This is a genomic window from Lactiplantibacillus garii (genome assembly GCF_003885105.1).
GTDB classification, from domain to species: domain Bacteria; phylum Bacillota; class Bacilli; order Lactobacillales; family Lactobacillaceae; genus Lactiplantibacillus; species Lactiplantibacillus garii.
The window spans coordinates 1-26,291 of record NZ_QWZQ01000024.1; the positions used below are offsets into that span (position 1 = coordinate 1).

Below are 26,291 nucleotides of genomic sequence, written 5' to 3' on the forward strand. Positions count from 1 at the left end.
CTGTTAAATCCGAATAATTATGATTTTAAATTAGATTATGTTCAATAAAGTGCCGAAATTTCAGCTATTTTAACTGAAATTGTTTGGAAACTATCCCACTATTTTGGTGATAGCGAACAATATTGGCTGACTTTTTGACAGATTTACTAATTATGTATTAAACTAGTTAAATAGCATTAACGAAGAATAAAGATTTATTAACTTTCAGTATTAATGCAATTATTCTTGTCCGTCAGTCTGGTGACTGATAGAGAAAGCGAAGGTGACAACGATGTCAATGATCGAATTTCACAACGTGGAAAAGTACTATGGCGATTTTCACGCCCTTACGAACATTAACTTAACCATCAACGAAGGTGAAAAAGTTGTTTTGATCGGCCCCTCTGGTTCTGGTAAGAGTACTCTGATTCGAACCATTAACGGTTTGGAACGGGTCCAGTCTGGTCAGTTGTTAGTCAATGGATTTGATTTGGCGGACCGGAAGACCGATATGAATAAGATTCGTAAAAACGTCGGCATGGTGTTCCAACACTTTAACCTCTACGCGAATAAGACCGTGTTGGAAAATATTATGATTGCGCCCCGGTTGGTTTTGAAGCGACCGGAAGCTGAAAACAAAAAGCTAGCGATGGACCTGTTAGATAGTGTCGGTTTAGCTGATAAGGCGAACAATTTACCGAGCCAGCTTTCCGGGGGGCAGTCGCAACGAATTGCCATCGCGCGGTCGTTGGCGATGAAGCCGAAATGTTTATTATTTGACGAACCCACCTCCGCGCTGGATCCCGAAATGATCGACGACGTGTTAAACGTGATGAAGACGGTTGCGGAAGATTCCAGTATGACGATGCTGGTCGTGACGCACGAAATGGGCTTTGCCCGTGAAGTGGCCGACCGGGTGATCTTTATGGCGGACGGCCAGATTTTGGAAGACGATGCCAAGGAAACCTTCTTTGACGGTCAGCCAACTAACGAACGGGCCCGTCAGTTCTTAAGCAAGATCATCGCACACTAAGTTAGCGGAGGACCACATATGAAAAAATTAAAACGCGTGCTTGGCGCGCTCGGAATGCTCAGCCTGCTGGCGATTGTGTTGACCGCCTGTGGGTCACGCAAGTCGCTGTCTCAGCAGGACGTGCTGCAAAACGACCGCGCGAGCAACACCATTACTTGGGGTGTTAAGGCCGATACTAAATTATTTGGGCTGATGGACGTCAAGGATAACCAGGTCAAGGGGTTTGACGTCGACATCGCCAAGGCCATCACCAAGCGGATTCTCGGGAAAAACGGCCAAGCGAAGTTTGTCCAAGTGACGAGCCAGACCCGGATCCCATTACTTAAAAACGGGAACATTGACGCCATCATTGCAACGATGACGATCACGCCCGAACGGGAAAAACAGGTCGATTTTTCGACGTCCTACTTTGACGCTGGGCAATCTTTGTTAGTGAAAAAGGGCAGCAACGTCAAGTCCGTCAAGGATCTAAATAAGACCGGGACGAAGGTCCTCGGGGTCACCGGAGCGAACTCGGTGGCTAACATTAAAAAGTACGCGCCCAAAGCCCGGGTATTGGAATTATCCGACTACGCCCAGGCCATGACCGCCCTAAAATCCGGGCAGGGGGTCGCGTTAACGACCGATAACGGGATCTTATACGGGATGGCTTCCCAAAATCCCGGTTACAAAGTGGTTGGCGGGGCCTTTACGAAGGAACCGTACGGAATTGCAATCAATAAGGGCCAGGGGGCTTTCAAAAAGGAAGTTAACCAGGCTCTCAAAGAAATCGAAGCCGATGGGACCTATAACCGCATCTTAAAGAAGTGGTTTGGTAACGTGGCCGGCTTCAACTATAAGGAGGCGGCGCGCTAATGGTCTACATCTTAACGCATTACTGGTCCGAGTTGGTGCAGGGACTCGGTTACACGTTGTTATCCAGCGTGATCGCGCTGGTCTTCAGTACGATTATCGGAACGATGTTTGCGATTTTTGAAGTGCTGCCTAATAAGGCCATGCGCGTCATCGGTCGAATTTACATTGAACTGTTCCGTAACATCCCGTTACTGGTGATCGCAATGTTTTTCTACGTGATCATTCCGCTGTACGTGGCGAAGATCGATGGTTTTACGGCCGGGACGATTGGGTTGACGATCTACACGTCGTCATTTATCGCTGAAACCGTCCGGGCCGGCATTCAATCGGTCGACCCCGGCCAAATGGAGGGGGCCCGTGCTAACGGAATGACGTACTGGCAAGCCATGAGTAAGATCGTGTTGCCCCAGGCGTTTAAAATCATCATCCCGCCGCTGGGCAACCAGTTCATTAATTTAGTCAAAAACTCGTCGGTGCTCGCCTTCGTGGCCGGTTTTGATCTAATGTATCAGGCCAACTCGATTGCGTCGCTGTCCCTCGATACCATTAACAGTTACATGGTCGTCGGGTGCTTTTACCTCGTGATCACGCTGCCGCTGAGTTATTACATGCGGCACCTTGAAAAACGGCTCGCAAACTAAGGGGGCATTCAGCATGCAAAATTTTATTCAAGCCTATTCATGGGTTAACATCCGCTTTCTGCTCGAAGGTCTCTGGGTGACCGTGGAAGTTTCCGTGGTTTCCATTATCGCCAGCTTTATTATCGGGTCGGTTCTCGGGGTGTTACGCTACGTTAAAATTAAGTACTTATCCGCCGTGGTTGGTTTCGTGGTCGACATTGTCCGGAACTTGCCGCTGATTTTAATTATCTTCTTCACGTACTTCGGGTTACCACACCTCGGTTTTAAACCGGGGATCCTGTTCGCGACAATTCTAGCAATGACGATCTTTGAATCGGCGATGCTCGCCGAGATCGTGCGTTCCGGGATCTTAGCCGTGGACTACGGTCAAATGGAAGGGGCCCGGGCTAACGGAATGACGTACGTCCAAGCGCTCTGGCACATTATTTTTCCACAGGCCATTAAAAAGACCATTCCCACGATCGTGAGTCAGTTCATTTCACTGATCAAGGATACGTCGCTGGCAACCATCATCGTGTTACCGGAGTTGTTAAACCACGCGCAAATTATTTACGGTCAAAATTCGGCCTACATCATTCCGATGTTTATCATGGTCGCCTTGATGTACTTTATTATTTGTTACGCCTTATCCGTGCTATCACGAATTTTGGATAAGAAGCTGGCCTAAACGGTGCCAGTAAAATTTAAGCTTGTGAAGCTGACCTCGAGGGTGAACGTCCTGGGGGTCAGCTTTCTTTTGGTGTGATCAAGTTCATTGTGAAAAAATGTCCAAAATAATGATTACGTAGCACAATTGTTGACGGAACTTAAGTAAATTTAGTTGTACCAATGGTAGCGCTTTCTTATCTTAAGAGCCAATTCTTAATAATCGTTAATTTGTTAAGAAAATAAAGTGAAATATCCCGTATAATAACCGTAATAATGAGATTTCAGTCTCAAAGGAGGCGGACGTTGTGTTTAGTTCGGATGAAGTGATCACACAGGCAATTGATAAGGGGCAAGCGAAGGTCAAGTTGGCGTTGGGGGCTAAGTTGATTTTAGGCTTTTTTGGTGGCGCGCTGATTGCGCTGGGGTTCCTGGCGGACGTGCGGGTCGTGGCGATGGTACCCAAAGCGTGGGCGAGTTTTGCCCCGGTACTGGGGGCCGGGGTATTCCCGTTAGGACTGATCGTCATTTTACTGATGGGTGGGGAACTGGTCACCGGTAACATGATGGTGGTCAGCTTAGCCGCTTACGATCGCCGAGTCGGCTGGGGCGCGTTCTGGCTAAATCTGCTAGAGATCACCATTATGAACTTTATCGGCGCGGCCTGCGTCGCCTTCTTTTTGGGACACGTGACCGGGTTGACCCACGCCGAACCAGTTCGTGCGACCGTGATTGCCATGGCTCAGTCAAAAATTACCATGCCGTTTGGCGCGAGCGTGGTTTCAGGCGTGGGCTGTAACTGGCTGGTCGGAATCGCGGTCTGGTTAGCGATGGCGGCTAAGGACGGTGCTGGTAAAATGTTGGGGATTTGGTTACCAATCATGGCCTTCGTCGCGATCGGGTTCCAACATAGCATTGCCAACTGTTTTTTGATTCCGGCGGCCATTTTTGAGGGCGGGGCCACCTGGGGACAATTTTTGACCAACCTGTTACCCGTCTATTTAGGCAATATTATTGGGGGCGCCGGCCTGGTTGGTGGGCTGTATTACTTAGGATTACGCAAACTTCGTTAGGAAAGTTTATCAAGCACTATGGGGGAATTTAAGGAAATGAAACGAAAATCGATCGATAACGTCGTCTTTATGGGGATGCTACTGATTTTGGCGTACCAGTACACTTTGTTGTATTTAAGCGTCATTGACGGGTCGTGGGTCAGCTTCGCCATCGTAGCGGCAACCTTTGGACTGGGGTTGCTAATGGGCCGTACGACTTACATTATTTTGGGCGGGGTGCTGTCATTTGTCAGCATGAGCATTGGCGGATTAATGTTTGCCATGCCGTACACCCGGGGGATGTACTTGTGGGGGTGCGTGGCGCTGATGACCATTACGCCACTGACGACCTACTTAATGTATTTGCTGGACCACCGGTTATTAAAACGCAAAGCGTTGGCGGAAACGTTACGCGATTTGCAACGGGCTAAGCCCGATTTGGAACCGGTGACCGGGGCCTTTAATAAAAACGCCCTGAACCGTGCCATTGACCGGGAACTAAAGCTCGTGTTTTACCACGAAAAAAATTATCAATTTACGTTAACGCTAATTAAAATTGACTTTTTGGAAAACATCGTTAACTTTTTGGGAAGCCAGCGGTTTAACGCGCTGCTTAAAACGACCGCGGAACAGCTAACGGAACTCGTGTATACCGAAGATCAGCTGTACTATTTGGGGGCGGGGAAATTTGTCATCCTGTCCCCGATGCTGGAGCACGGCAACGCGCCGAGCATGCGCCAAAAACTGAAACGCCACGTGGACCAGGTGGCGGCAGCGTTTGAACTTGAACCCAGCGCCTTAGTTCTGCGAACGGGTCAGGTGACCTATTCCACCCAGAACATGGTTCGTGATAGTAGTATTGACGCGGTACTTGCGCAGTTAGAGCGCAGTGCGGAAACTGACATTGTCAGGGAATATTTATAGGAGTGAAACAACAAATGCATTTGGGGAGCTTTGCTTGGGTCCTGCCGGTCAGCGTGACGGTCACGGCCGTTTTAGGATTGACCGTATTAGGACTAGGAATTTGCTGGTGGCGAATCTTTAAACTGACCGTTCGACGGTTTAACACGGAGGAACGCCGCCGTGATTAATACGTTATATGTAATTGCCATTATCACGATTTGGTTATCTGTGGGGGTGACCGTCGTGACGTTGATCGGTGGCGTAAAGTTTATTTTAAAGCAGCTAAAGACGCCCGTACCGGTGACGTTACCACCACTAGCGCGGACACCGCGGGTCACGGTGGTGGTGCCGGCGCATAACGAGGCCTTAGTTATTCAAGCCACGGTCCGAGCGATTCTTAACTTAAACTACCCGGCCGACCAGTTGGAGATCCTGGTTTACGCGGACAATTGTCAGGATCAGACCGCGGCACGGGTGCGACAATTAAAGGCGGAACCCGAGTTTCGCAACCGGGACCTGCGGGTGATCGAACGGAGCGGGTCCGGTGGCAAGGCCGGGGTGCTAAACGACGCGTTAGCACTCGCTAGTGGGGAGTACCTGTGCGTGTACGACGCCGATGCCGCGCCGGAAGCCAACGCACTGTACTTCTTGGTCCAAAAGGTTTTGGAAGATCCGCAGCGCTACGCGGCCGCCTTTGGCCGTAACAAGACGCGGAATTACCAGCAGAATTTTTTAACCCGCTGTATCCACTTGGAAATCGTGAATACGCAACGGATCCAGCACACCGGGATGTGGCAGTTATTTAAGATTGGCCGGATTCCCGGGACCAATTTTATCATTAATAAACAGGTGGTCGTGGACTTAGGGGGCTGGAATGACGGGGCCCTGACCGAAGACACCGCGTTATCTTTCCGGTTGATGCGGGCGGGCAAGCTGATTGCGTTAGCTCACCAGGCCGAAGCGTTTCAGCAGGAACCGGAAACGCTGTTTGCGTATTATCATCAGCGTAAACGCTGGGCCCGCGGCAATTACGAAGTGATTTTTAATAACGTCAAACATTTATTTGACCGAACACCGTGGCGGGTCAAGCTGGAGATCTTGTACTACCTGTGCGTGTACTTCTGGTTTAGCGTGGCGATCATTGTGTCCAACGCGCTGTTTATTCTTAACAGTACGTTGGCCGGCTTTCAACTCGTTTTACCCCGGGTACACCCGCTGGTTTCACTGGGCACGCCCTTAGCGGTGCTGTTCATGATCAACTGGTTGTTAATGTTTTACCTGTACCTGCTCCAAATGAACATTGCTCTGGCTAGCGACTATGGCCAGGCAACGGTAACAAACTTCGTTTACTCGGTCGTCGCCTACTTTACGTACGCCCAGCTCTTCATCATTGTGTCCGTCGTGGCCCTTTTTGATATGTTGCGGGACAAGCTGACCGGTAAACGACAGACGAAGTGGTATAAGACGGCGCGCTTTTAATGGGGGAAAAACGAGTTGAAAAAACATTGGCAATGGTTGCTTGGCGGCCTGATCATCTTGATTACTTTTACAATTGGCACGGTTATTTTTTTGACTCAGCGCCCAACGGCAACAACTACGGTGAATAAGGCCATGGTGGCCCGCCACTACCGGGTGTGGCAAAGAATGTATCTCCGCGGTGACCGGCGCGCGAAGTTTGTCGTGACCAGTGACCACGAAGAGCACACCCAAACCTTATCCGAAGCACAGGGTTACGGCATGTTGATTGCGGTCCTGGCCGCGCAACAGGGGCTGGGCAAGCAAAAAACGTTTGATCAGTTAACACGGTACTATTTGGATCACCGGTTGGGAGCGGACAACCCGCTAATGGCGTGGCGACAACGGGAAAACCGGGACGGGCGAATGGTCAGTACCGGTTCCGAAAAGTCGAGCGCGACGGACGGGGATTTAGACATCGCCTACGCTTTGATCTTAGCCGACGAACAGTGGGGGAGTGGCGGTAAGCTGAACTATGGTCAACTGGCACGAACTCTGATTGCGGCAATTGCTCAACGGGAAATCAACCCGGTGACGAGACTGCCCCGGGTCGGGGACTGGGCGACCGACGCGCAGACTAACGACCTGGTCCGTTCTTCGGACCTGATCACCGCCTACTACCGTAAGTTTGCTCGCTACACCCGGGATGGTAGTTGGACGCAGGTGGCCCAAAACAGTCAGGCCGTGTTAAAGGGCTTGAGTGGTCAGCACCAGACCGGCTTAATGGCTGATTTTGTGACCGTTCGGGGTGGTGACCTTCAGCTGGGAACCGTTAAACCTAAACAGGTCGATTCGGAATATGACGACCGTTACGGGTTTAACGCCTGTCGGGTCCCGTGGCGGGTTGCGTATGATTACCAGTTGAACCACAGTAAGGTCAGTTACGACGTCGTGACGAAGATGTTGGGCTTCTTTAAACACTGCAAGCGGCAGGGGACCGTTCATAGTTTGGCCGGCAAACCCTTAGAAAAGTACAATAGTGCGGCGTTCACCACGCCGATCGCGTACGCCGCGGAAGTGGTGGGCAACAAGCAGCTTAGCCAGCGGTACGCGCCGGAGCTCAACGGCAGTCTACTGAAGCAGGGGTACTACCCGGCTACCATCCACATGGTGACACTGTTGACCAGTGGGACGATCAGCCACGCTAAGACTCAGAGCACGGGCTGGTTCCGTTAGTTCAATTAGTCATGAAAATAGCGTTCCGGTTAACGCCTTCCATCCGTTGGAAGGGTTGACCGGAACGCTATTTTAGTGGTTGATTTTAATTTAGGCGTTTTGGCGTTGTTTCCAATAGTAGACCGGAATCCCCACGGCAACGATCACGAGTGACAGGAGAACGCCGGGAAGGTCCGACCCAATTTCACTGACGATAACGAATAACGCACCCAGAATCGCGACCAGTGGCGTGACCGGAAAACCGGGGGTCGAAAACGGCCGTGCGTGGCCCTGACGGCGTTTGCGTAATAGGAAGACCCCGATGAAGGTAGCGACGTAGAAACAGTAAACCGTAAAGATGCAGAGATCCGACAAGCGGTCGGGGTTAAAAAACAGGATCATGATGCTGGCGTAGGCTAGAATAACTAAGGTCGCGATGATCGGTTCGTGCGACTTTTTATTTAAGTAGCTGAGTTGTTTTGAAAAGGGCAACTGGTTGCGTTCGGCCATGGCGTACACAATACGGGGGAAGGTCATGATCTTCCCGTTTAAACAGCCGACCATTGACACGATAATCCCGATATTGAGTAAGCGCCCGCCAATCGTTCCGAAGGCCGCGTTCGCAAAGTAGACGGTCGTTTGTTGGCCTAGTTTATGAATCGTCGCCGCGGGAATGAAGTGCAAGATCCCATAGCTGACCAGAGTGTAAGCAATTAGGACCAGTGAGATGCCTAAAATGATGGCTTGTGGCAGCAACTTTTGGGGATTCTTGATTTCACCACCGAGGTTGGCGACTAAGATCCAGCCGTCGTAGGCGAACAGGGTGGCTAAAACGGCGACCCCAAAACTACCAGTGGATTGCGTGACGGTATGTAAGGATTGCCCAAAGGCGTCCTGGTTACCAAAAAACAGGCCGAAGATGATGATGGCGCCAATTGGCAGGAGTTTGCCAAGCGTGGTTGCAATTTGAAAGGCGGCGCCCCACCGGTTTTCAAACATGTTAAGGATCCCAATTAAGACGATGACGATGATGGCCAGGGGCGCCTGCCAACTGCCGTTCAAATTAAAGAAGCCCACGAGCAGGATCCCTAGGTAAGCGGCAATTGACGCGATAATGGCGGGACCGTAAACGGCAATTTGCATCCAGCCGGATAAAAAACCCCATAGTTTACCGTAAATTTGTTCCATATAAACGTAGAGTCCCCCGGTATGGGGCATCTGCGCGCCAACTTCGGCAATGGTTAGGCCGGCTGTCAAGGTGATCAAGCCCCCCAACAGCCAGGCAAGCAGGGCCATTCCGGTTGAACCGGCGCTATCGAGGACTGACGATTGTTTAAAGAAGATCCCGGAACCAATCACCGTTCCGACGACGAGTGATAATGCCGACCAAAAACCAAGGGAACGGTTCAGGGTCGTTTCTTGTTTAGCATCTTGCATGAAAAAAGAGTTCCTCGCTTTCAGTTAACCATCCCTTAGCGGGGGTGGTTCTTTCAGAAATAAGCACCAAATGATTGTATTTAGCATAGCAGAGATTTTATGGGATGACAATTAAATTCACATTAAAAAGGTCACTTTTTACAGTAAAACACGAACTAAATAGTAAAAATAAGATATTAAGGTTCGATAATACTCACTGTCACTCGTTTTATTAATATTAAAGTTCGTTATTTATAAAAATGATTATAAAAGAATCAGAATTAAGACTTTTTCGCCAATATTCTTTGGCTCCATCCCCAAAGGCGAGTATAATTTGACAGTATGCGTAAGAGAGTGGGGAAAGAGTATGGTAATCACAATCGTGGTCGTTTTGACGCTGTCCAGTGTGGGGCTATTTGGCTTACTGCTCCGGGGTGCTAAGCGGCAGGGCGTTGCCATTATTGATCATAGCTTTGGCTGGGGACTAGGAATTGGTGCCCTGACCGATTTTTTGGACACACTGGGAATTGGCAGCTTTGTGACTTCGACGGCCATTTTTCAAGCGAGTCACTATTTAAAGGATGAACGGCGGTTGCCGGGGACGTTAAACACAATGCACGCGATCCCGACCGCCTTTGAAGCGTTGTTTTTCGTCACGACGGTCAAAGTGGAGGCCTGGACTCTGATTAGCCTGGTACTAGCTGCCACGATTGGCGCGTTGCTGGGGAGCGAAGTCATGACGAAGCTTAACCAGCGGCGTATTCAGCTGATTATGGCCGCCGCGTTGGTGGTCACCGCCGTTTTGATGACAGCAAAATTATTGGGATGGATTAACCTGTTAGGGGCCGCGAACCAGGCGACCGCCCTGCGTGGTGGGCCGCTGGTTATCGGCATCGTGGGCAATTTTATTTTAGGCCTACTGATGGCGGCCGGGGTCGGGCTGTACGCACCGTGCATGGTGATGGTTTACTTTTTGGGTTTAACACCAATTGCGGCGTTTCCAATCATGATGTTGTCGTGCGCGCTGCTAATGCCGACGTCGGCGGTCAACTTTATTCGCCACGACCGGGTCGATTACCGCGGGTTGTTTGGGATTATTCTGGGCGGCATCCTCGGGGTGATCGTTGCGGCCACGCTGGTCAAATCGTTATCCCTGACGGCGCTGAGCTGGTTGATTGTCATTGTCAGTTTATGGACGGCCAGTTCGCTATGGCGGGCGGCGGTTCGTAGTCGCAAAAAGAGTTTAATGTAATCATTAAAATGAAGCTGGGTTCGGACACTGTTCCGGGCTTTTTTAGTACCGTTGGGTCAATACTTTGTAAAATTATGGTGGAATAACTGGGGATTGCTGTTAGGACTTGAATAATGTACAGCTAGCTGTACAATTGTGAGAGGGAGGTGAGATGAATGAATCACGAAGCCATGGTTGCCCGGGAAGTGTTGATCCTAGCCCGTAAGTTGACCCGGCGCCGTAATCAGCACTTGCGGGAACTAGGGTTAACGGCTGAGCAGGCGGACGCGTTGACGTTTTTTACCGATCACCCGCGCAGTTCAATTACGGCCTTTAAAACGGTTCAGCACATTACCCACCAAACGGCCCGGTTGATCGTTCAACGCTTAGTCAAACGCGACCTAGTGACGTTGGTGGCCGACCCGCACGATGGCCGTTTGAAGCAGGTCGTACCAACGACTGCGGGACGGGCTAAACGTGAACAGTTACGGCAGCACGGTTGGCAGACGAGCGCCGTGTTGTTTGACGATTTTACTCCCGCTCAGCAACAAGCCTTTTTAACCCTGTTACAGCGTGCCAACGAAAATTTAGAGAGTAGTGAGAATTGATGAAAACGCGTTTATACACGCCAAACGTAAAACTGGTACTCGTAGCCAGCTTCTTTTTTCTAATGAGTCCGATGCTGATCAACCCGGTCATCGCTGGTTTTACCCGTGAAATTGGGGCAAGCAGCGTCCTCGCCGGAATCGTTGCCGGCCTAATGAACTTAACGTCACTGGTGTTGCGACCGCTAGCCGGTAATTTAACCGACCGGGTCTCCAAGTACCACCTAACCCTGGTCGGCGGCTGCTTATTGTTAATTGCCAGTCTGGGTTATAGTTTTACGACGAACCTGGCGCTGATCACGGCGTTTCGGGTACTCAACGGACTTGGTTACACCCTGTGTTCCGTTTGCATGGCGACCTGGATGGCTAGTCTGTTACCACCCGACCGGATTGGCTCTGGGATGGGCATTTACGGCTTAGCTAACGCGCTTGGCATGGCGTGTGGTCCGGCCATTAGTGTCTTTTTGTATCAGCACTACAGTTATCAAAGTGTGTTCTGGTTGGCGGCCGTTTGCAGTGGACTACTGGTCGTGATTATCCAGTTCGTGTCCGACCGTGGGGTTCCGGTTAAACGGGCGACACCAACCACGGGTGCGTCCCGCCGTATTCGAATCGTGCAGCCAAAGGTGTTGCCGGTCGCGGTAATTTTGCTCTTATTTTCCTTACCGTACTTTGCGACCCAGACCTACATTGTTAGCTACGTAGCGACCCGGCACTTTCACGTGGCCGCCGGGCTCTTTTTCCCGGTGTACGCTGTGATTTTGTTAGTGTTGCGGATCGTATTGCGGGACCTGTTTGACCGGGTTCCGTTCCGTAAATTTATCTGGCTATGCTTGTTTTTTAACTTCGTGGGACTGGTTGGGCTGACCGATATGACCAATTGGTTGATGCTGATCATTGCGGCCCTCGGTTTAGCGGCCGGTTACGGACTGATGTTTTCAATTTGCCAGGCCAAGGCGATGATGCTGGTACCGGAAGCCGACCACGGTTTGGCCAACAGTACTTTTTACATTGGCGTGGACCTGGGGATGTCGCTGGGACCGATTATTGGGGGAATCATTAGTAGCGTCCTGCCAATGTTCTGGTTTTACCCGGTCATGATGGTGATTACGTTGCCACTGATTGTAGTGGTGTATTGGGTTAACCGGCGGGCGTTAGCGTAAGTGAATGTAATAAAATCGTTCAGAAATAATTCTGGGCGATTTTTTAATGGAAAGCTTTAAAAAATTAGTGAGATCGATTTATTTATAAAAAGTAAATTGAGTCTAGTAAAGACGTGAATATAATGACATTGGTGAAATTAAAATCTTGGTGAACTATGTTACATGACTATTAAGGATTTAAAGGGCGTTAACCTGGAAACTAATGAGGTTGAAACTATTAGCAGCAATACACTTATAACGGGTGTTAAGTCAACCGTTGACGGGTTAACGGGTATTAAGGTGCATCACGGTGTAATGGAATATGATAACGAATTCTATTACATTAAAACTACTGATCTTAATGAGTGTTTGGAATTAAATAATGATGATTGGAAAGCCTTAACACATGTTTATGAAATGGGTGGGATTAAGGTGTTAACGCTTTAAATAAGTGGTATACGGGCTTTATAAGTAAGTTTATAATTAAGAGAAAAACGGGGTTAACACATGAGTGAGAATGTAAAAATGTCAAGGAAACTTAAGGGGTATTTATATGTCTGAAAAAGCGTGGGAAATAATTGGCGATGTGTTAGGCAAGATAGTGTTATGGCTGGGGTATATTTTCATAGTATTGCCGATTGCATTAATAGGATTGGGTATTGTGACTATTACAATTTATTTTATCTGGGGTATTTTCGCATTAAACTAATGGGGTTGTTAGTATATTGATCACAGTAAAGAAGTTAAAAAGTGGGTAACAAGTAAAATTACTACTCTGTTTTTATTACACTTATAACACATGTGTGTTACTACTGAAACATAGCTAAGTACGGGAGTCATGACCTGTACAAGACTTAGCAAGGCAGTGCAAACAGGACACCTACACACATAGCTAGATAAAGTGGGGTGATTCTTATGTACTCACTAGAAACGGGAAACTTTAAAACTTGATACAGTTCGCTGTAACAGTTGTTTTATTATCGGGTTCGATCTTTACTATTAGCAAGGCTATAAAAAATTTTGCAATAGCTTACCAGATAATAAAAAAGCTAATCACAAAAAGTAATTAGCTAAAGTTATACCGCACTAGACTTGCGAACTTGTGGGGGCTACTAGTGATAGCTCTCACTTTTTATACGCACAATTATAGTATGAGGTGAAAAGGTATGCAAGCATTTAACATAGCTAAACAGATACAACTATTATTAGATAGTGACTTAACAGCATATAGGATCGGTAAAGATTCTAACGTGCCTGTAAGCGTCGTACAACGTTTAAAGAGTGGCGAACGATCAATAGATAAACTAAGCGTTAAAACAGCTCAAGCATTAATAGACTATAGTTACAAGGTATTGAAGCACGGATAGAAATATTTGTGAGGATTTGTGGTTAAGTGTCAGAAGTGTTTTAACAGTTTTGAAAGTGTTAGCGCTTGCTCGGACGGGTTGGACTATGCTATAACCTGCTTGGGAGGGCGATATCGATGGACGAAAAGCAAAAGATGCAGATTTTGGCGGACCTCGTCAAAATCCGCTCGGTCAACGACCACGAGTTACAGGTGGCCAACTATTTAAAGCGGCTGTTAGACGCTGCCGGCATTGAAAATGAAATTTTACCACTGGGCGGTGACCGGGCCAACCTGGTGGCAACGCTGGGCCACGGCCAACCAATTTTAGGAATGACTGGTCACATGGACGTGGTCGACGTCGAAGCTGAAAACTGGAAGAGCGACCCGTTTGTTTTGACCGAAGACGGTGATAACTTGTACGGTCGCGGCGTGGCGGACATGAAGGACGGTTTGGCGGCGATGGTCATCACCCTGATCACGTTAAAGGAACAACGGGTGCCGCTGAACGGAACGGTGCGTTTCTTTGCGACGGCCGGGGAAGAGGTCGGTGAAATTGGCTCCAAGGCGTTGGCGAAGGCCGGTTACATGGACGGTGTCGAAGCGTTGTTAGTTGGTGAACCAACCGGCTACCGAATCATTAACGCCAACAAGGGGACGATGAACCTGACCGTTAAGGCGACCGGGAAAGCGGCTCACAGCTCGATGCCAAAATTGGGACGAAACGCGGCCAAGGACCTGATCAACGTTTTACACTTAATGCAGGCCCAGTTCGACGACCAGATGGCGTCCGTTGAAAATACGGCCATGGGCGGTACGTTATATAACGTGGACGTTTTACGCGGTGGTAACCAAGTCAACGCGATTCCCGGATCGGCCAGTGCCGAGATCAACATGCGCACGATTCCGGAACTTTCCAACGACCAAATTGTGGCCCAGTTCACACAGACCATTGACCAGTATAACCGGGAAGCCGGTGCCAACGTTGAGCTGATTCGGGATACCAACATTATTTCAACGCAGGGAAACGACGCCGCCAAGTTAGTTAAACTAATTCAAAAAATCGGTGACCCGTACGCCGCCGGTCAAAACCTGAGTGACGCTGACAAACAGCGCGAAGCCCAGTTATTGCAGCTACTCGACATGCCGTACGACCCGGATCACATTTTGACGATGAGTGCGTCTGGCGGAACCGACGCGGCTCAACTGTTAAAGGATCAACCGGTGGGCTTTGATTACGCGGTCTTTGGTCCGGGTAACGATACGCAACACCAAGATAACGAATACACGTCTAAACAAATGTACCTGAACTTTATCGAGATTTATCAGAAATTAATCACGGCTTACTTAGCCTAATTTGGTTGCTTTACCACTAATCAACGCCTAGTGATCGGTCCCCTGACCATCAGTCGGCGTTGATTTTATTTTGAAATAAAATTTAAATTGAACGGTAAAACGACATTATGTGTCGTGGGTGGCGTGTATAGTGGGTCTTGATAAAAGATTAATGATAACGGGGGACAAGTACAATGAAACTAACGAAACTAGTTGCTTTAGTTTTGGTGACAACCAGTGTAGGCAGCGGCGCGGTGTTAAGTAATCCAATGATCGGCCAGGCCAAGCGCCGACCCAAAACAACCATTAAGACGTTTCCAAAGGCGATTCGGGGAAAGTGGTACGCACGCTATTATAAAATGGCAGGTAAACCGTATTACCATGAAATTAAATTTACGCCCAAAACGGCGAGTTGGAAATTGAACGTCGGCACCAATTTGGTCAAACAACCATTACACGCTCACAAATTACCGTTTCATGGAAGTAAAACGTCGCAACACCAGTGGGTCTACGCAATCAACGCGCACGACGGGACCAACGTCCAAAATTGGAATTCGACCATAACATTACCGATGGCGGGTTACTGGCGGACGCGAACCAAGAAGTATAAGGGCCACAAAATCAAAACGTTACAACGGTTTAATCCGAAAACCAAAAAAGCGAGTGACGTTTATTACCCAAGTAAAAAGATTGCTAGTTATTATCATAAATAGGGCCACCCGCAACGCTAAAGGCACGCAGTTGGAAAATGAAATTCCAAGTGCGTGCCTTTTGGTTTAGCTAATTACACCGTTGTAACGGGAAAACGATTGGATTTTTAGAGAAACATTTTAATCCCAAAGTAGATGATCAGTAAACCTAAAAACGGGGTGAGGACCCGGTTGACTTTAACTAGGTCGAGCCGCCGAATCACTAGCGGAGTGATCACGGAACCTAAAATTGCACCGAGCATGATGACCAGACCGGCTTGCCAAGCGAAAGTACTGGTGAAAAGGTGGCCAATTAAACTAATCGCCGACATGCAAGTTAACACGTAGGTCGCGGTCCCGGCCGCTTCGACGGCGGTTAACCCCAGAATTGCCAAACCGGCCGCGGTGGTCGCGCCGCCGCTCAATCCTCCGATACCAACCATTAATCCGCTAAGTAGACCAAAGAAGGCGGCAAGCCACGATTTTTGGCTGGCTTGCTCCCGGTGAGCGTTCCGGAAGAACTTAAAGAGGACCATGCCACCCATCACTAGGAAAATACTGCCCACGATCCAGTTATACCAGTTTTGTGGGATGAACTTGGCACTAACGGTCCCGATAACGATGCCGGGAATCGCGGCAAAAATCATCTGGTTACCGACGTGAAAGTTGACGTTGTGAACCCGCATTTGGGTTAAAAAGCCGAAGAACAGGGCCGGCAACGCCACAATCAGTGACGTTGGTACGGCCACCGCGGTTGGTAAGCCGACCTGACTGGTCAGTACCCCGAGGTAGAGGGCGGCCCCGCCGCCACCAATTAGACTGACAAAAATTCCAATTAATAATCCTGAAATAAACGTGAACGTATCCGCCATCTCCCATTAAAATCTTGTTAATTTTATTAAAACGGAGTCGACTCCGTTTGTCAAGCTGTCCGATTTAGCGTATGGTAATGACTGGGGGTGATCGTGTGCGGAAAGACGCGCGGCAAAATCAGAAAAAAATATTAACAACGGCGCGTCAGCTATTTAGCGCGCGCGGCGTCGACGCCGTTAGTATGAAAGACATTGCGTCGGCGGCCGGTATCGGCGCGGGCACGTTATACCGGCACTACGCCCATAAAAGTACGCTGTGTTTGGCGTTAGTAACGGACCGGGTGCGGGCGTTCATTACGGACTGCGACCAGTACCTTATCACTAGTCAGGCTGATGCGGTTGAACAGTTTAACGTGGTATTGGGGCGTTACTTGAGCATTCGTGAAGCCAATATGGCCCTGTTGACGAACGTCGAAGCCGGAGAACCGGGACGGTTACAGTTTTATCAAAGTGAATTGTACCGGGACTTAGCCCAACTATTTCGACGGGTGATTAGTAACTTGACACCGGGGCTAACCACCGCGACGTTAACGTTTCGAACGGACATGCTGATTGCGATGCTCAAAAGTACCAGTTACGCGTTTCAGCGTAACGAGCGCCAGCTAAGCCAAACTGAAATTTTGACTGAATTGCGGCAACTATTACAGTCATAGCGAGAAATTAAGTTTACGGCAACCATCACTGAACAAAATACTAACCAATTAAAAAGTCCTCTCAAGCATTGAAGCTTGAAAGGACTTTTAGAATTAATGCAAATTAAGCGGGTGTAACCACGTACTTCTCGTACCGTTGGGCGTCGACGCTGTTGAGCTCAACTTCAAGCTGGGTTCCTGCGGCGACGTAATCGGTCTTGAGAATATTAGCGTTGTCGTTTAAGTAGGCTACCACGTCACCGTCACTAAACGGGATTAGTAGCGTTGTGGTGACGTAACCCTTAAAGACCTTGTCCTTGATCATCTGGGTCAGTACTTGTAGTGACTTTTCGTCCTTAGCCGCGTAGATCAACTGGTCATCCTGCTGGTTCGGGTAGTTGGCTTCCGTTAGATCGGCCTTGTTGTAGGCGTAGATCATTGGAATATCGACGACCCCGATCTCCTTCAAGGTTTTTTCGGTGGTCTCCATCATTTCCTTGTAGTGCGGGTCGGCGTAGTCAATCACTTGAATTAACAAATCGGCGTTGGCCGCTTCCGATAACGTTGAACGGAAGGCGTTGATCAAGTTATGCGGCAAATTGCTGACGAACCCGACCGTATCGCTCAACAGGAGCTGTTTGTTATCGGGGAAGGTCAGTTGCCGAATACTAGTATCCAGGGTGGCAAACAACATGTCCTTTTCGAAGACTTGCTTGTCCTCACCCTTACCAAACAGTTTCACCAAACCGTTCATGGTTGTTGACTTACCGGAGTTGGTATAGCCGACCAGAGCGACGTTAGGTAAGCCGGCTTTGTCCCGTTGCGAGCGCCGGACTTCTTCGTCCTTGTTCAGTTCCTTTAATTCGTGCTTAGCGTGGCTGATGCGGTCCTGAATGGTCCGCCGGTTCAATTCTAGTTGGGTTTCACCAGAACCACGGTTGGTAAAGCCCCCGCCGCCACCAGCCGCCGCGCCGGCCTGTTGGTCTAAGCGGTTAGAGATACTGGTTCGTAAGCGGGGCAACTGGTATTGCAGTTGGGCAATCTTAACTTGTAACTTGGCTTCCTTACTACGAGCCCGGTTACCAAAAATTTCCAAAATTAGACCGGTGCGGTCAATAATTTGAATGCCGGTTTGTTCTTCTAAGTTCCGGACCTGACTCGGCGTCAAGTCGGCGTTGATCACCATGATGTGCAAATCGTGCGCTTCGGCGTCTTCCTTAATTTCGACGACCTTCCCCTTACCAAAGAAAGTGGCCGGGTTGGGCTTTTCCAACCCCTGGTCGATCCGTAAAGCGGCGTGCATGTTATTCGCCTCAACGAGGGCTTCCAGCTCCGACATAGCGTAGTCGTAGTTAGCCACCGTTTTGGACATCCCGGCGATAATGACTTCCTGAACGTTATTCACGTTAGTTTCGGACATTCAATCACACTCCTGACGTGTTATAGTTGGTTTAAGTATAACATGCCTAATCAAAATATTATTGGTTGGGGTATTAAGGAGGACCTGCGGATGGGTTACGTTTTGAACTTAAGAAAAAAGGTTGGCCACCAACCGTTAGTCGTTGCTGGCGCGGCCATGATCGCGCAAAATTCAGTCGGTAAAATTTTGCTGGTTTACCGAACGGATAACCACTGCTGGGGACTCCCGGCGGGGTCAACTGAACCGGGAGAATCGGTGCAGCAAACCGCCCGGCGTGAGTTGCGCGAGGAGACTGGTCTGACGGTTGGTGACTTAACGCTGATCGACGTTTTCAGTGGTCCAAAGATGCACTACCAGTACCCAAACGGTGACGTGATCGACAGCGTGACGACCCTGTACCGTGGTAACACGAGCGGGGGCGAACTGGTCCAAGCTACTAACGAGACTAGCACGGCGGCCTTTTTTGACTTGGACGCCTTACCAGAGCCACTGACCCCGCTCACGAAATGGATGCTGCTAGGGGAGTAGGCTTGACCCGCAAAAATGAATTTGCTATAGTGAACTCAATCAATCAAACGGATTGTCACCGGACAACGTTGCGTCCTTTCCTTAGGTCAAAGTGGAAGGGGCGGGCGGTGTCCTTTTTATTTTGAGGAGGAATGTATGATGACGTGGATCTATTTAGTCGTTGCCGGTTTGTTTGAAGTGGTGTGGGCAACCATGATGAAGTTGAGCGATGGGTTTAGCCACTTCGGTTACGCTGCCGCGACGGTGGTTGGGATGATTCTGAGCTTCGGATTTTTGGCGTTAGCCACTAAGCACTTGCCGTTAAGCATCGCTTACCCCATTTGGACCGGAATCGGCGCGGTCGGCGCGATTATTGTGGGCCTAGTATTCTTTAAGGATACGATTGCCCCGGTGACCTGGATCTTTATTGCCATGCTGATCATTGGCATCATCGGGATCAAGGTAACGAGTTAGTGCTCAAGAATGGTTTGAATCCCCTGCTCAAAGGTCGTGGTTTTAAAGTTGGGAAAACGCCGGTTAAACTTGGCGGAACTAAACCGGTTATCGACTTGGTAACGGGGAAGCAGCTCCGCTAGTTCCCGTACCGACTGACTGAAGTGGGTGCCTAGTTTAAACACGCCCATCGGAATCACCGTGGCCTTAACGGTTTTTCCCCGCAATTGGGACGTTAACCGTAATAGCTCCTGGTACGAAAGACTACGGTCAACGGGGAGGTGCCAAGTTTGCCCGTAACAGTCGGGGGTGTTGCCAATTAAGGCCATCGCGCGGCTCGCGTCGGGTGTCCAAATAAGGGTGCGTTTGGTCCGTCGGCTGACGGGAATCTTCGCGCGCTGACCGTTGCGAATGGCTTTAAAAAAGAGCGTGTTGGTAATGCTTTTGGTGGATAGCGGGCCGTAGAATTCGGGCGCCCGGCAGATCACCGCGTTAATCCGTTTAGCTGCCATTTCCTTAAGCAGCAGGTTAGCCATGTCGGCTCGAACCGTAGACTTACGGCCCACCGGTTCAAACGGGGTTCGTTCCGTCTGGACGGCGGCGGTTTTCGGGTACATGTAGGTATTATCAAAAAAGACGAGTTTGGCGTGGTGTGCTTCACAGGCCTTGATCACGTTGGCCATCATGGTCGGAAACTGGTTTTCCCACATAGGCGTGTTCATGGGAAGGCCGACCGTGAAGTACACGATGTCACTCCCGGCAATGGCGGCGTTGGTGGCTTTTTCATCCAGCATGTTGGCCGCCATGACTTCGTCCCCGGGATTGATTTTGGCGGGGTGGCGGCTGACTAACCGAATTTTATCCGTATAATTCCGGCGCAGTTCTAAGGCTAATTCGTGGCCGATGGGGCCGTTACTACCAAGGATCGTTTGCATTATTTTTGAACCTCCGTGATAAATTTCCGGGCGACCGAACGTACTGAAAAGGGATTTTGACCGGTGATCAGGTGACCGTCTTGGACGGCGTAGTCTTTGTAAAAGCGTTTCTTTTGGAAGTTCGCGCCGTGGCTAGTTGCCACTTCACGGTTTAGAAACGGGACCACGTTCTTTTTACCCGCTAGAATTTCTTCGGCGGTGGTAAAGCCGGTGATGGTTTTACCCTTAATAACGTAGTCACCCTGCGTGTTTTTTAGATTTAGGAGTCCGGCAATTCCGTGGCAAACGGAGAGCAAGTAACCACCGTGAGCGTAAATGGCGCTGGCGATAGCGTGCAGTTCAGCGTTGTCGGGAAAGTCCCACATTACCCCGTGACCGCCCGTGTAATAGATCGCCGCGTAGGCTTCCGGATCGATGGCGGCGGGGGCTAAGGTGTTTTTCAGGCCCCGTTCAACGAAGTCGGGGTCCCGGTAAACGGCCATGATCGCGGCGTCGGTATACTTCATACTGCGCGGATCCAGCGGCACGAAACCGCCCTTGGGACTCACGTAGTCAACGGCAATCCCGGCCCGCTGCATTTCATCAACGAATTCGGCGCTTTCCCCGAGCCATAATCCGGTGGGGTCGTTAGTTCCCTGATAATTTTGCACGTTAGTTTCAACAATTAAGACTTTAGTCATTCGTGGTTCCCCCGTTTCATAATTTCTTGGGCTTCAGTTAAGAAGCTCTGTAACTTATCAATTTCAGTGGTGACGTGGGTCAGGTAGTAAAAGTTTTTGGTTCCTTCCCGGCGGTAGTTTACAATTTGGGCGTCCTTTAATACTTTGAGGTGGTGCGAGACGGCGGGACGCGATAACTTAGTCGCGTTCATGAGTTGACTGACTTGTAACCCGCTACAGTCGACGTTTTCTAAGAGCTTGATGATGATGGCTTGACGCTTTTCGTCACCGAGGGCAATTAAAAAACCGCTGACGTCGTGCAAATTTTTTTGTAGTTCGGCGTAATCTGACATGGAAATTCCTCCAATTGATGGTTTAATCGTTTAGACAATTGAACCATCGTGGCGAATATTTGTCAATTAAAAGACTTTCTAGTCTGGTTAGAAAATGACTTGTTTGGCCCTGTCAGTCCCGTTGGCACCGGCTGTGTCTAAATAAAACCACAGTCGGTCAACGGTGAATCTGACTAGCCCTGTATTCGGTTGAACAAGTTAAAGCAGGTTTGCCCGTGACGGACAAAACAAATTGAAAATTGTGGCATTTTTAAAATACGCTCCTTACTTAGGCGAGGTGGTCTTTACGACCAAAGTAGTTCAGCGAAACGGTATCGGTGGTCACCGTGAATTGCGTGATACTGCCATTTTGGTCCCCACCAGAGTCCATTGGTGGTGTGTGACTGGGTACTAACCCTAAAAAACGAGTGTTTAATTGTTCATTAAGAAATAAATTTATAAGAATTGTTTTATAATTGTTTTTGTAAAACGATTTAAGCGAGGGGAGTAACAAAATGAAAAAGAGTGGTTTGTTTTTAAAGGGTGTCGTAGCAAGCTTGACGTTGTTAGTGATTGGGGGAAGCGTGACCAGGGCACAAGCTAGTTCAACGTACAGGCGTACCAAAACGGTTAAGGTGAAATCCAAAGCCTATTACTCAACGAGTAAGACGGGAAAGGCTTACCAGTTTAGTGGTCCAATTAAACGATTTAAGTTTAGCAAACCGCAAATCCTGAGTAATTATGCAGATGCGACTTGGACCCGAACTGCTAAAACCACGGTTAAAATGCACGGTAAAAGAGTACTGTATTATCGAGTCACTAGTGATATGGACCATTATCAAGCGTGGGTTCGTGCTAAGTATTTAAAACCAGGTCGCAATTATCAAAAAACGAAAACAACGGCAATTACGCACCGTAATTATGTTCAGGCAACAAAAAAACGGGGAAAGCTGTATCAAGTCTTTACCTATGGTCGTCGAATAATGTTTGATTATAGTGGTAACTTGCACCCAACAATTACTTATACTGCCACGAAGCATTGTTATATTTATAAGCACGGTAAACGTTACAGTTACTATTATGTTAAGGATCGATTGTCTTCCGTAAAACGCTGGGTTTGGGCTGGCTATCTGAAACGGGGAACCTACGTTAAACCAGATTCCACTTATGATAAACAGAAGATTATTGACGAGACGATTACGTTATTAAATCAGTATCGTGCCAAAGAGAACGCGGCTGCGTCTCCACTGATTTGGGATGCAAATTTGCAGAGCTTAGGGGACCAACGGGCAGTGCAATTAAAGGCTAACTTTAGCCACTACAATCTAGACGGTAGTGATCCGTCCGCCCCAATCGCTAAAAAGCTGGGTATTTATGATACCTATTTGGGAACTGAAGATATTTATGAAGGCGGCTTTGATGAAACTAATCATCAAACGGCAAAAGATATTGTTGAAGCTTACCGTAGTTCGGCACCACATTGGTATGATTTAATGAATGGGTCGTTTACTAAAATTGGCGTAGGCTTGTACAGCCCGCAGTTAGATTTGTATAACGCAATTGAGCTGGGCTTTTAATTAGCGAATAAAATCGCACTAACTATGAAATTTGTTGATTTTCATAGTTAGTGCGATTTTATTTTAATTAGGCGTGTTGGTTTGTTGCCGTCGGAACAAGTTCCTTGGCGTAGTCAACGACTTTAATTTGGTCGCCGTCCACGTCGATACGGGTGAGGCTGCCGTTCTTAGGACCGCTGGTGATGTCGATTTCGGGGGCGAAGTGGGCCACCATGCTGCGAATGGTCGTACCGTGGGAGACGATTAACAACTTTTCGTGGTTGTCATGGTGAGCTTTAAGGTAGTCAAAGCCCTGGTTGAGCCGTTTCCAATAAGTGGCGTTGTCCTCGGCTTCGTGCCACGGGTCGATTGATTTCATCAAATCGCGACTTTCTTCGATACTGATCTTGGTTAGGAGGGCGTGAAGGCTGTTGACCCCGTACTTTTGCCCGACCAGTGACCAGGTTCGACTGGAATCGTCACCTTCGTAGTAACCGTAAAATACTTCACGGAAATTCATGAGGGTGTTAAACGGCAAGGCGGTCAAACCGGCCGCTTGCTGAATGAGTTTGGCCGTATCAATGGCCCGTTTGGAGTCACTTGAATAGACGGCGTCAAACTTAGTGCCGGCGAGGGCCTTACCAACCTTAGTCGCGGTGCGCTTACCGTAATCGGTCAATGGTGAATCTGACCAGCCCTGCATCCGGTTGAACAGGTTAAAGTAGGTTTGCCCGTGACGAACAAAATAAATTGAAAATTGTGACATTTTTAAAGTACGCTCCTTACTTAGGCGAGGTGGTCTTTGCGACCAAAGTAGTCCAACGAAACGGTATCATCGGTCACCGTAAACTTAGTCACACTGCCGTTTTGGGGCCGGTCCGGTGACGTTAAGTTAGCAAATTTGGCGGCGATACTGTAGATAGTGTTACCGTGGCTTACTAGCAGCACCTTGTCGCCGTCTTTCTGGTTGGCACGCAGGGTATCGATCCCGCTGTTGACCCGTTCCCAGAATTCCGCGTTGTTTTCAGCCCGGTGGAAGGGGTCGGCTTCCTTACAGAAGTCCTTAGCCTTTTCGATGCCGTACTGGTCGATAATGTCGGAAAGCGTTGGGGCGTTATGGGGGGCGCCGACTTCGAACCAGGTCTGCGACGTGTCGTCGCCCTCGAAGTAGCCGTAAAAGGCTTCCCGGAAAGCGGCCAGTGGTTGGACTTTCAGCTGCTCGTTACCACTGGCGGGCAGCATCAATTGGGCCGTGCGCATCGCGCGGGTCATGTCGCTGGCGTATGCGGCGTCGAAGTGAATCCCGTTCAGCATTTTACCGGCGTTGACCGCGTCGGTTTCACCGACCGTGGTTAGCGGTGAATCGCACCAGCCCTGCATCCGGCGGTACTTGTTGAAGTAGGTTTGTCCGTGTCGAATCATGTAAACGGAAAAAGTTGCCATTTTGAAACTCCTCTATTATTTTCTTGTACAATCACAATGGGTTCATTTTACCATAAAAGCGGGGCGCATCAGTTCGCCGTTGCTAACGCCTGGCGAATCCGCGGGGCGTCCTGTTTGGAACCGGTGAAAATTAGCCGGTCGCCGTACATGATGGTGGTGTTCCCGTTTGGCACGATCAGCTTGCGGTTGCGGATCACCTGACTGATGGTGATATCCTTGGCAAAGGCCAGGTTTTTAATTTGAACGTTAGTGTACAGGTGGTTAACGACCCGGACTTCGTAAATGCTGTTTTCGGTATCGCGCAGCATTAACAAGGTCGATGGTGATTCAATCAGGGCCCGTAACAGGGTAATGTTGGCTTCCGGCGTGTTGTAAACTTCGACGCCGAGGTCCTTAAGTTCGTCCTCGTGTTCGTTGAGCACGTTGCGGTCTTCAAAGCGGACGATGATCCGTTTGACGCCGTAATCGTGGGCCGCTTTAGCCAGTTCGTAGTTCCGTTCGGCGTCGATGTGACCGAGTACCAAAATATCGGTGTCAAACACGCCGGCATCGGCTAAGTCGGCCGCGGAAAAGTCTTCCATCAGGGTCACGGGTGCCTGGGAATGGTACGTTTTGTAGTTTTGCGGGTGGTTGGTGTACATCTGCACGTCGTACCAGCCCTTTTTAAGCTGCTGGGCAACTGGTACGGTACTCAGGTTGGCCCCGATAAAGTGGACCGCCGTTTTCACCAGGTCTTCCTTTTCTGCCGAGTAGAGCTTGTTAAAAATCAGCGGTGAAACGAGGCAGGTGACCAGTGCCGCTAATAGGAAAGCGCCGGATTGGGCGGTCGTGATGGTGTGCATGGACTTAGCAACCCGTAAAACGGCTAAGACCATTGTCATGGTGGTGGCGCTCAGCGCGGTTCCGGCGAGCGCGTTGGCCGTTTTAAAACGTAATTTGAGAACCCAGTAGGCGCCCAGCTTTGCAACCATGTAAGCCAAGAAAAATAGTGGAATCAAGAGTAACGTTTTTCCACTCGTTAGCAAGGTCCGCAGGTTTAAATCAACCCCGGTCGTGATGAAGAAGATTGGGATGAAAAAGCCGTAACCAATCGAGTCCAACCGTTCGCGGGTGCTCTCACTCGGTTGTAACAGTTTTAAGACGATCCCGGCCACGAACGCGCCGAGGATGTTTTCAGCTCCGACCGATTCGGCGACCGTGACCATCGTCACAATTAGAAAAAACGCCAAGCGAATGTCTAACTGTGTCGTTGACTTATTGATGTTTTGGTAGAAGCGGAAAAACGGTTTGAAGCGTAATAGTAGTACGGCGGCGACCGCTAAAATTAATAGTAGTAACCATAAACTTTTTGAGTCACTACCGAAGACCGAGGCGTAGAGGGTCAGCCCCATCATCGGGACGAGTTCCCCAAAGACCCCGATCAGCAGGATAGTTTGTCCAAAGGCCTTACTAAGCAGTTCCTTTTCCTTTAAGGCGGCGATCACGATACCGAGTGAGATCGTTCCAAACAGGATCGTCGCCAACCAGAAGTCGCTGAATAAGCCGCTCACTTTAAAGGCGGCCGCTAGGAGTAAGGATAAAACGACGACGGTCGCGTACGCGTAGACGGATAAACGAACCGGCGAGTACTTGGGTAAGTTGACGGCGTTTTTTTGTTCCAACGGCGTCAGCGCCGTCCGACGTTTTTTGAATAAACTAAAGTCAATTTCCAGCCCGCTGAGAAACAGCAGGACGATCACGCCAATCGTGGAGAGCTGTGAAATGGCGTCGGTCGTATTGACGAAGTTAAAAACGCTTGGTCCTAAAATGATACCGACGATGATTTCCATGACCGCCGTTGGGAGGCTGCTGATTTTGAACTTCGCCATGACCAGCGGAATCAGCAGGGCGGCAAATAAAATGATGACTAGTGAAACTTGATCCATAAATAATTCCTCGATT

29 protein-coding genes are annotated in these 26,291 nt (G+C 49.2%); 20 read left to right on the forward strand and 9 right to left on the reverse strand.

Annotated elements, in window-relative coordinates:
- Nucleotides 1-271 precede the first annotated feature (271 nt).
- The 9 genes from D1831_RS08080 (at nucleotide 272) to D1831_RS08115 (ending at nucleotide 7,799) form a co-directional block, all read left to right on the forward strand.
- Nucleotides 272-1,012, forward strand: a complete 741-nt coding sequence (locus tag D1831_RS08080) for an amino acid ABC transporter ATP-binding protein (protein WP_125072427.1) — start codon at nucleotides 272-274, stop codon at nucleotides 1,010-1,012.
- Between the two features lie 18 nt (nucleotides 1,013-1,030).
- A complete protein-coding gene (locus D1831_RS08085; protein WP_125072428.1) occupies nucleotides 1,031-1,867 on the forward strand; it encodes a transporter substrate-binding domain-containing protein in 837 nt (278 codons plus the stop codon).
- Nucleotides 1,867-2,508 carry an amino acid ABC transporter permease gene (locus D1831_RS08090; RefSeq protein WP_125072429.1) on the forward strand — a complete coding sequence of 214 codons (642 nt, stop codon included), beginning with the start codon at nucleotides 1,867-1,869 and terminating at the stop codon, nucleotides 2,506-2,508. Before D1831_RS08085 ends, D1831_RS08090 begins: the two co-directional genes overlap by 1 nt.
- A gap of 13 nt (nucleotides 2,509-2,521) precedes the next feature.
- Nucleotides 2,522-3,175 carry an amino acid ABC transporter permease gene (locus D1831_RS08095; protein WP_125072430.1) on the forward strand — a complete coding sequence of 218 codons (654 nt, stop codon included), beginning with the start codon at nucleotides 2,522-2,524 and terminating at the stop codon, nucleotides 3,173-3,175.
- A gap of 286 nt (nucleotides 3,176-3,461) precedes the next feature.
- Entirely contained in the window at nucleotides 3,462-4,226 is a 765-nt protein-coding gene (locus D1831_RS08100) for a formate/nitrite transporter family protein (protein WP_125072431.1), read from the forward strand.
- A gap of 36 nt (nucleotides 4,227-4,262) precedes the next feature.
- The gene (locus tag D1831_RS08105; protein ID WP_158610651.1) at nucleotides 4,263-5,129 is read left to right on the forward strand and encodes a diguanylate cyclase domain-containing protein; all 867 of its coding nucleotides are present in this window, start codon (nucleotides 4,263-4,265) and stop codon (nucleotides 5,127-5,129) included.
- A 2-nt stretch (nucleotides 5,130-5,131) separates the two neighbouring features.
- Nucleotides 5,132-5,296, forward strand: coding sequence for a hypothetical protein (locus tag D1831_RS14385; RefSeq protein ID WP_158610652.1), 165 nt, complete (start codon nucleotides 5,132-5,134; stop codon nucleotides 5,294-5,296).
- Nucleotides 5,289-6,587: a glycosyltransferase gene (locus D1831_RS08110; RefSeq protein ID WP_125072433.1), complete on the forward strand. Its 1,299-nt coding sequence runs from the start codon at nucleotides 5,289-5,291 to the stop codon at nucleotides 6,585-6,587. The genes D1831_RS14385 and D1831_RS08110 overlap by 8 nt, the downstream gene beginning before the upstream one ends.
- A gap of 15 nt (nucleotides 6,588-6,602) precedes the next feature.
- The gene (locus D1831_RS08115; protein ID WP_125072434.1) at nucleotides 6,603-7,799 is read left to right on the forward strand and encodes a glycosyl hydrolase family 8; all 1,197 of its coding nucleotides are present in this window, start codon (nucleotides 6,603-6,605) and stop codon (nucleotides 7,797-7,799) included.
- 90 nt (nucleotides 7,800-7,889) lie between these two features.
- On the opposite strand, the gene D1831_RS08120 is transcribed toward D1831_RS08115, so the two are convergent.
- Nucleotides 7,890-9,215: an APC family permease gene (locus D1831_RS08120; protein ID WP_125072435.1), complete on the reverse strand. Its 1,326-nt coding sequence runs from the start codon at nucleotides 9,213-9,215 to the stop codon at nucleotides 7,890-7,892.
- 259 nt (nucleotides 9,216-9,474) lie between these two features.
- On the opposite strand from D1831_RS08120, the gene D1831_RS08125 reads away from it, so the two are divergent.
- The 7 genes from D1831_RS08125 to D1831_RS08150 all read left to right on the forward strand — a co-directional run bounded on the left by D1831_RS08125 (nucleotide 9,475) and on the right by D1831_RS08150 (nucleotide 15,565).
- Nucleotides 9,475-10,446, forward strand: a complete 972-nt coding sequence (locus D1831_RS08125; RefSeq protein ID WP_404819891.1) for a TSUP family transporter — start codon at nucleotides 9,475-9,477, stop codon at nucleotides 10,444-10,446.
- A gap of 155 nt (nucleotides 10,447-10,601) precedes the next feature.
- Nucleotides 10,602-11,033: a MarR family winged helix-turn-helix transcriptional regulator gene (locus D1831_RS08130; protein ID WP_179950310.1), complete on the forward strand. Its 432-nt coding sequence runs from the start codon at nucleotides 10,602-10,604 to the stop codon at nucleotides 11,031-11,033.
- On the forward strand, nucleotides 11,033-12,193 hold the full coding sequence (locus tag D1831_RS08135; protein WP_179950311.1) for an MFS transporter: 1,161 nt from the start codon (nucleotides 11,033-11,035) through the stop codon (nucleotides 12,191-12,193). The genes D1831_RS08130 and D1831_RS08135 overlap by 1 nt, the downstream gene beginning before the upstream one ends.
- Before the next feature lie 162 nt (nucleotides 12,194-12,355).
- On the forward strand, nucleotides 12,356-12,619 hold the full coding sequence (locus tag D1831_RS08140) for a hypothetical protein (RefSeq protein ID WP_125072438.1): 264 nt from the start codon (nucleotides 12,356-12,358) through the stop codon (nucleotides 12,617-12,619).
- A 106-nt stretch (nucleotides 12,620-12,725) separates the two neighbouring features.
- Nucleotides 12,726-12,881, forward strand: coding sequence for a hypothetical protein (locus D1831_RS14390; RefSeq protein WP_158610653.1), 156 nt, complete (start codon nucleotides 12,726-12,728; stop codon nucleotides 12,879-12,881).
- 774 nt (nucleotides 12,882-13,655) lie between these two features.
- Nucleotides 13,656-14,873 carry an ArgE/DapE family deacylase gene (locus D1831_RS08145; RefSeq protein ID WP_125072439.1) on the forward strand — a complete coding sequence of 406 codons (1,218 nt, stop codon included), beginning with the start codon at nucleotides 13,656-13,658 and terminating at the stop codon, nucleotides 14,871-14,873.
- Nucleotides 14,874-15,046: 173 nt separating this feature from the next.
- Nucleotides 15,047-15,565, forward strand: a complete 519-nt coding sequence (locus D1831_RS08150; RefSeq protein WP_125072440.1) for a hypothetical protein — start codon at nucleotides 15,047-15,049, stop codon at nucleotides 15,563-15,565.
- A 104-nt stretch (nucleotides 15,566-15,669) separates the two neighbouring features.
- Here D1831_RS08150 and D1831_RS08155 read toward each other — a convergent pair whose 3' ends face one another.
- Nucleotides 15,670-16,413 (reverse strand): sulfite exporter TauE/SafE family protein, encoded by a 744-nt coding sequence (locus tag D1831_RS08155; protein ID WP_125072441.1) that lies wholly within the window; start codon nucleotides 16,411-16,413, stop codon nucleotides 15,670-15,672.
- A gap of 95 nt (nucleotides 16,414-16,508) precedes the next feature.
- Between D1831_RS08155 and D1831_RS08160 the strand changes: the two genes are divergently transcribed.
- Nucleotides 16,509-17,066, forward strand: coding sequence for a TetR/AcrR family transcriptional regulator (locus D1831_RS08160; RefSeq protein ID WP_125072442.1), 558 nt, complete (start codon nucleotides 16,509-16,511; stop codon nucleotides 17,064-17,066).
- 103 nt (nucleotides 17,067-17,169) lie between these two features.
- On the opposite strand, the gene hflX is transcribed toward D1831_RS08160, so the two are convergent.
- On the reverse strand, nucleotides 17,170-18,465 hold the full coding sequence (gene hflX, locus D1831_RS08165; protein WP_125072443.1) for a GTPase HflX: 1,296 nt from the start codon (nucleotides 18,463-18,465) through the stop codon (nucleotides 17,170-17,172).
- A gap of 90 nt (nucleotides 18,466-18,555) precedes the next feature.
- On the opposite strand from hflX, the gene D1831_RS08170 reads away from it, so the two are divergent.
- Entirely contained in the window at nucleotides 18,556-18,993 is a 438-nt protein-coding gene (locus D1831_RS08170) for an NUDIX hydrolase (protein ID WP_125072444.1), read from the forward strand.
- 138 nt (nucleotides 18,994-19,131) lie between these two features.
- A complete protein-coding gene (locus D1831_RS08175; RefSeq protein ID WP_125072445.1) occupies nucleotides 19,132-19,446 on the forward strand; it encodes a DMT family transporter in 315 nt (104 codons plus the stop codon).
- Here the strand turns inward: D1831_RS08175 and D1831_RS08180 are convergent.
- Genes D1831_RS08180 through D1831_RS08190 form a run of 3 tightly spaced genes read right to left on the reverse strand, consistent with a single transcriptional unit; the run spans nucleotide 19,443 to nucleotide 21,372 of the window.
- Complete coding sequence (locus tag D1831_RS08180; protein ID WP_125072446.1) at nucleotides 19,443-20,360, reverse strand: NAD-dependent epimerase/dehydratase family protein; 918 nt, start codon at nucleotides 20,358-20,360, stop codon at nucleotides 19,443-19,445. The genes D1831_RS08175 and D1831_RS08180 overlap by 4 nt on opposite strands.
- Entirely contained in the window at nucleotides 20,360-21,040 is a 681-nt protein-coding gene (locus D1831_RS08185) for a type 1 glutamine amidotransferase domain-containing protein (protein ID WP_125072447.1), read from the reverse strand. Before D1831_RS08185 ends, D1831_RS08180 begins: the two co-directional genes overlap by 1 nt.
- Entirely contained in the window at nucleotides 21,037-21,372 is a 336-nt protein-coding gene (locus D1831_RS08190) for an ArsR/SmtB family transcription factor (protein ID WP_125072448.1), read from the reverse strand. Before D1831_RS08190 ends, D1831_RS08185 begins: the two co-directional genes overlap by 4 nt.
- A gap of 494 nt (nucleotides 21,373-21,866) precedes the next feature.
- On the opposite strand from D1831_RS08190, the gene D1831_RS08200 reads away from it, so the two are divergent.
- On the forward strand, nucleotides 21,867-22,928 hold the full coding sequence (locus tag D1831_RS08200) for a CAP domain-containing protein (protein ID WP_125072449.1): 1,062 nt from the start codon (nucleotides 21,867-21,869) through the stop codon (nucleotides 22,926-22,928).
- Between the two features lie 67 nt (nucleotides 22,929-22,995).
- On the opposite strand, the gene D1831_RS08205 is transcribed toward D1831_RS08200, so the two are convergent.
- The 3 genes from D1831_RS08205 to D1831_RS08215 form a co-directional block, all read right to left on the reverse strand.
- Complete coding sequence (locus D1831_RS08205; protein WP_125072450.1) at nucleotides 22,996-23,673, reverse strand: histidine phosphatase family protein; 678 nt, start codon at nucleotides 23,671-23,673, stop codon at nucleotides 22,996-22,998.
- A 20-nt stretch (nucleotides 23,674-23,693) separates the two neighbouring features.
- On the reverse strand, nucleotides 23,694-24,350 hold the full coding sequence (locus tag D1831_RS08210; RefSeq protein ID WP_125072451.1) for a histidine phosphatase family protein: 657 nt from the start codon (nucleotides 24,348-24,350) through the stop codon (nucleotides 23,694-23,696).
- A gap of 68 nt (nucleotides 24,351-24,418) precedes the next feature.
- On the reverse strand, nucleotides 24,419-26,275 hold the full coding sequence (locus D1831_RS08215) for a cation:proton antiporter domain-containing protein (RefSeq protein WP_125072452.1): 1,857 nt from the start codon (nucleotides 26,273-26,275) through the stop codon (nucleotides 24,419-24,421).
- Nucleotides 26,276-26,291: the final 16 nt, after the last annotated feature.

Coding starts and splice junctions, on each gene's coding strand:
- D1831_RS08080 (WP_125072427.1), top strand. CDS start 272: ATGTCAATGATCGAATTTCACAACGTGGAAAAGTACTATGGCGATTTT.
- D1831_RS08085 (WP_125072428.1), top strand. CDS start 1,031: ATGAAAAAATTAAAACGCGTGCTTGGCGCGCTCGGAATGCTCAGCCTG.
- D1831_RS08090 (WP_125072429.1), top strand. CDS start 1,867: ATGGTCTACATCTTAACGCATTACTGGTCCGAGTTGGTGCAGGGACTC.
- D1831_RS08095 (WP_125072430.1), top strand. CDS start 2,522: ATGCAAAATTTTATTCAAGCCTATTCATGGGTTAACATCCGCTTTCTG.
- D1831_RS08105 (WP_158610651.1), top strand. CDS start 4,263: ATGAAACGAAAATCGATCGATAACGTCGTCTTTATGGGGATGCTACTG.
- D1831_RS08120 (WP_125072435.1), bottom strand. CDS start 9,215: ATGCAAGATGCTAAACAAGAAACGACCCTGAACCGTTCCCTTGGTTTT.
- D1831_RS08130 (WP_179950310.1), top strand. CDS start 10,602: ATGAATCACGAAGCCATGGTTGCCCGGGAAGTGTTGATCCTAGCCCGT.
- D1831_RS08135 (WP_179950311.1), top strand. CDS start 11,033: ATGAAAACGCGTTTATACACGCCAAACGTAAAACTGGTACTCGTAGCC.
- D1831_RS08140 (WP_125072438.1), top strand. CDS start 12,356: ATGACTATTAAGGATTTAAAGGGCGTTAACCTGGAAACTAATGAGGTT.
- D1831_RS14390 (WP_158610653.1), top strand. CDS start 12,726: ATGTCTGAAAAAGCGTGGGAAATAATTGGCGATGTGTTAGGCAAGATA.
- D1831_RS08145 (WP_125072439.1), top strand. CDS start 13,656: ATGGACGAAAAGCAAAAGATGCAGATTTTGGCGGACCTCGTCAAAATC.
- D1831_RS08150 (WP_125072440.1), top strand. CDS start 15,047: ATGAAACTAACGAAACTAGTTGCTTTAGTTTTGGTGACAACCAGTGTA.
- D1831_RS08155 (WP_125072441.1), bottom strand. CDS start 16,413: ATGGCGGATACGTTCACGTTTATTTCAGGATTATTAATTGGAATTTTT.
- hflX (WP_125072443.1), bottom strand. CDS start 18,465: ATGTCCGAAACTAACGTGAATAACGTTCAGGAAGTCATTATCGCCGGG.
- D1831_RS08170 (WP_125072444.1), top strand. CDS start 18,556: ATGGGTTACGTTTTGAACTTAAGAAAAAAGGTTGGCCACCAACCGTTA.
- D1831_RS08175 (WP_125072445.1), top strand. CDS start 19,132: ATGACGTGGATCTATTTAGTCGTTGCCGGTTTGTTTGAAGTGGTGTGG.
- D1831_RS08180 (WP_125072446.1), bottom strand. CDS start 20,360: ATGCAAACGATCCTTGGTAGTAACGGCCCCATCGGCCACGAATTAGCC.
- D1831_RS08185 (WP_125072447.1), bottom strand. CDS start 21,040: ATGACTAAAGTCTTAATTGTTGAAACTAACGTGCAAAATTATCAGGGA.
- D1831_RS08190 (WP_125072448.1), bottom strand. CDS start 21,372: ATGTCAGATTACGCCGAACTACAAAAAAATTTGCACGACGTCAGCGGT.
- D1831_RS08200 (WP_125072449.1), top strand. CDS start 21,867: ATGAAAAAGAGTGGTTTGTTTTTAAAGGGTGTCGTAGCAAGCTTGACG.
- D1831_RS08205 (WP_125072450.1), bottom strand. CDS start 23,673: ATGTCACAATTTTCAATTTATTTTGTTCGTCACGGGCAAACCTACTTT.
- D1831_RS08210 (WP_125072451.1), bottom strand. CDS start 24,350: ATGGCAACTTTTTCCGTTTACATGATTCGACACGGACAAACCTACTTC.
- D1831_RS08215 (WP_125072452.1), bottom strand. CDS start 26,275: ATGGATCAAGTTTCACTAGTCATCATTTTATTTGCCGCCCTGCTGATT.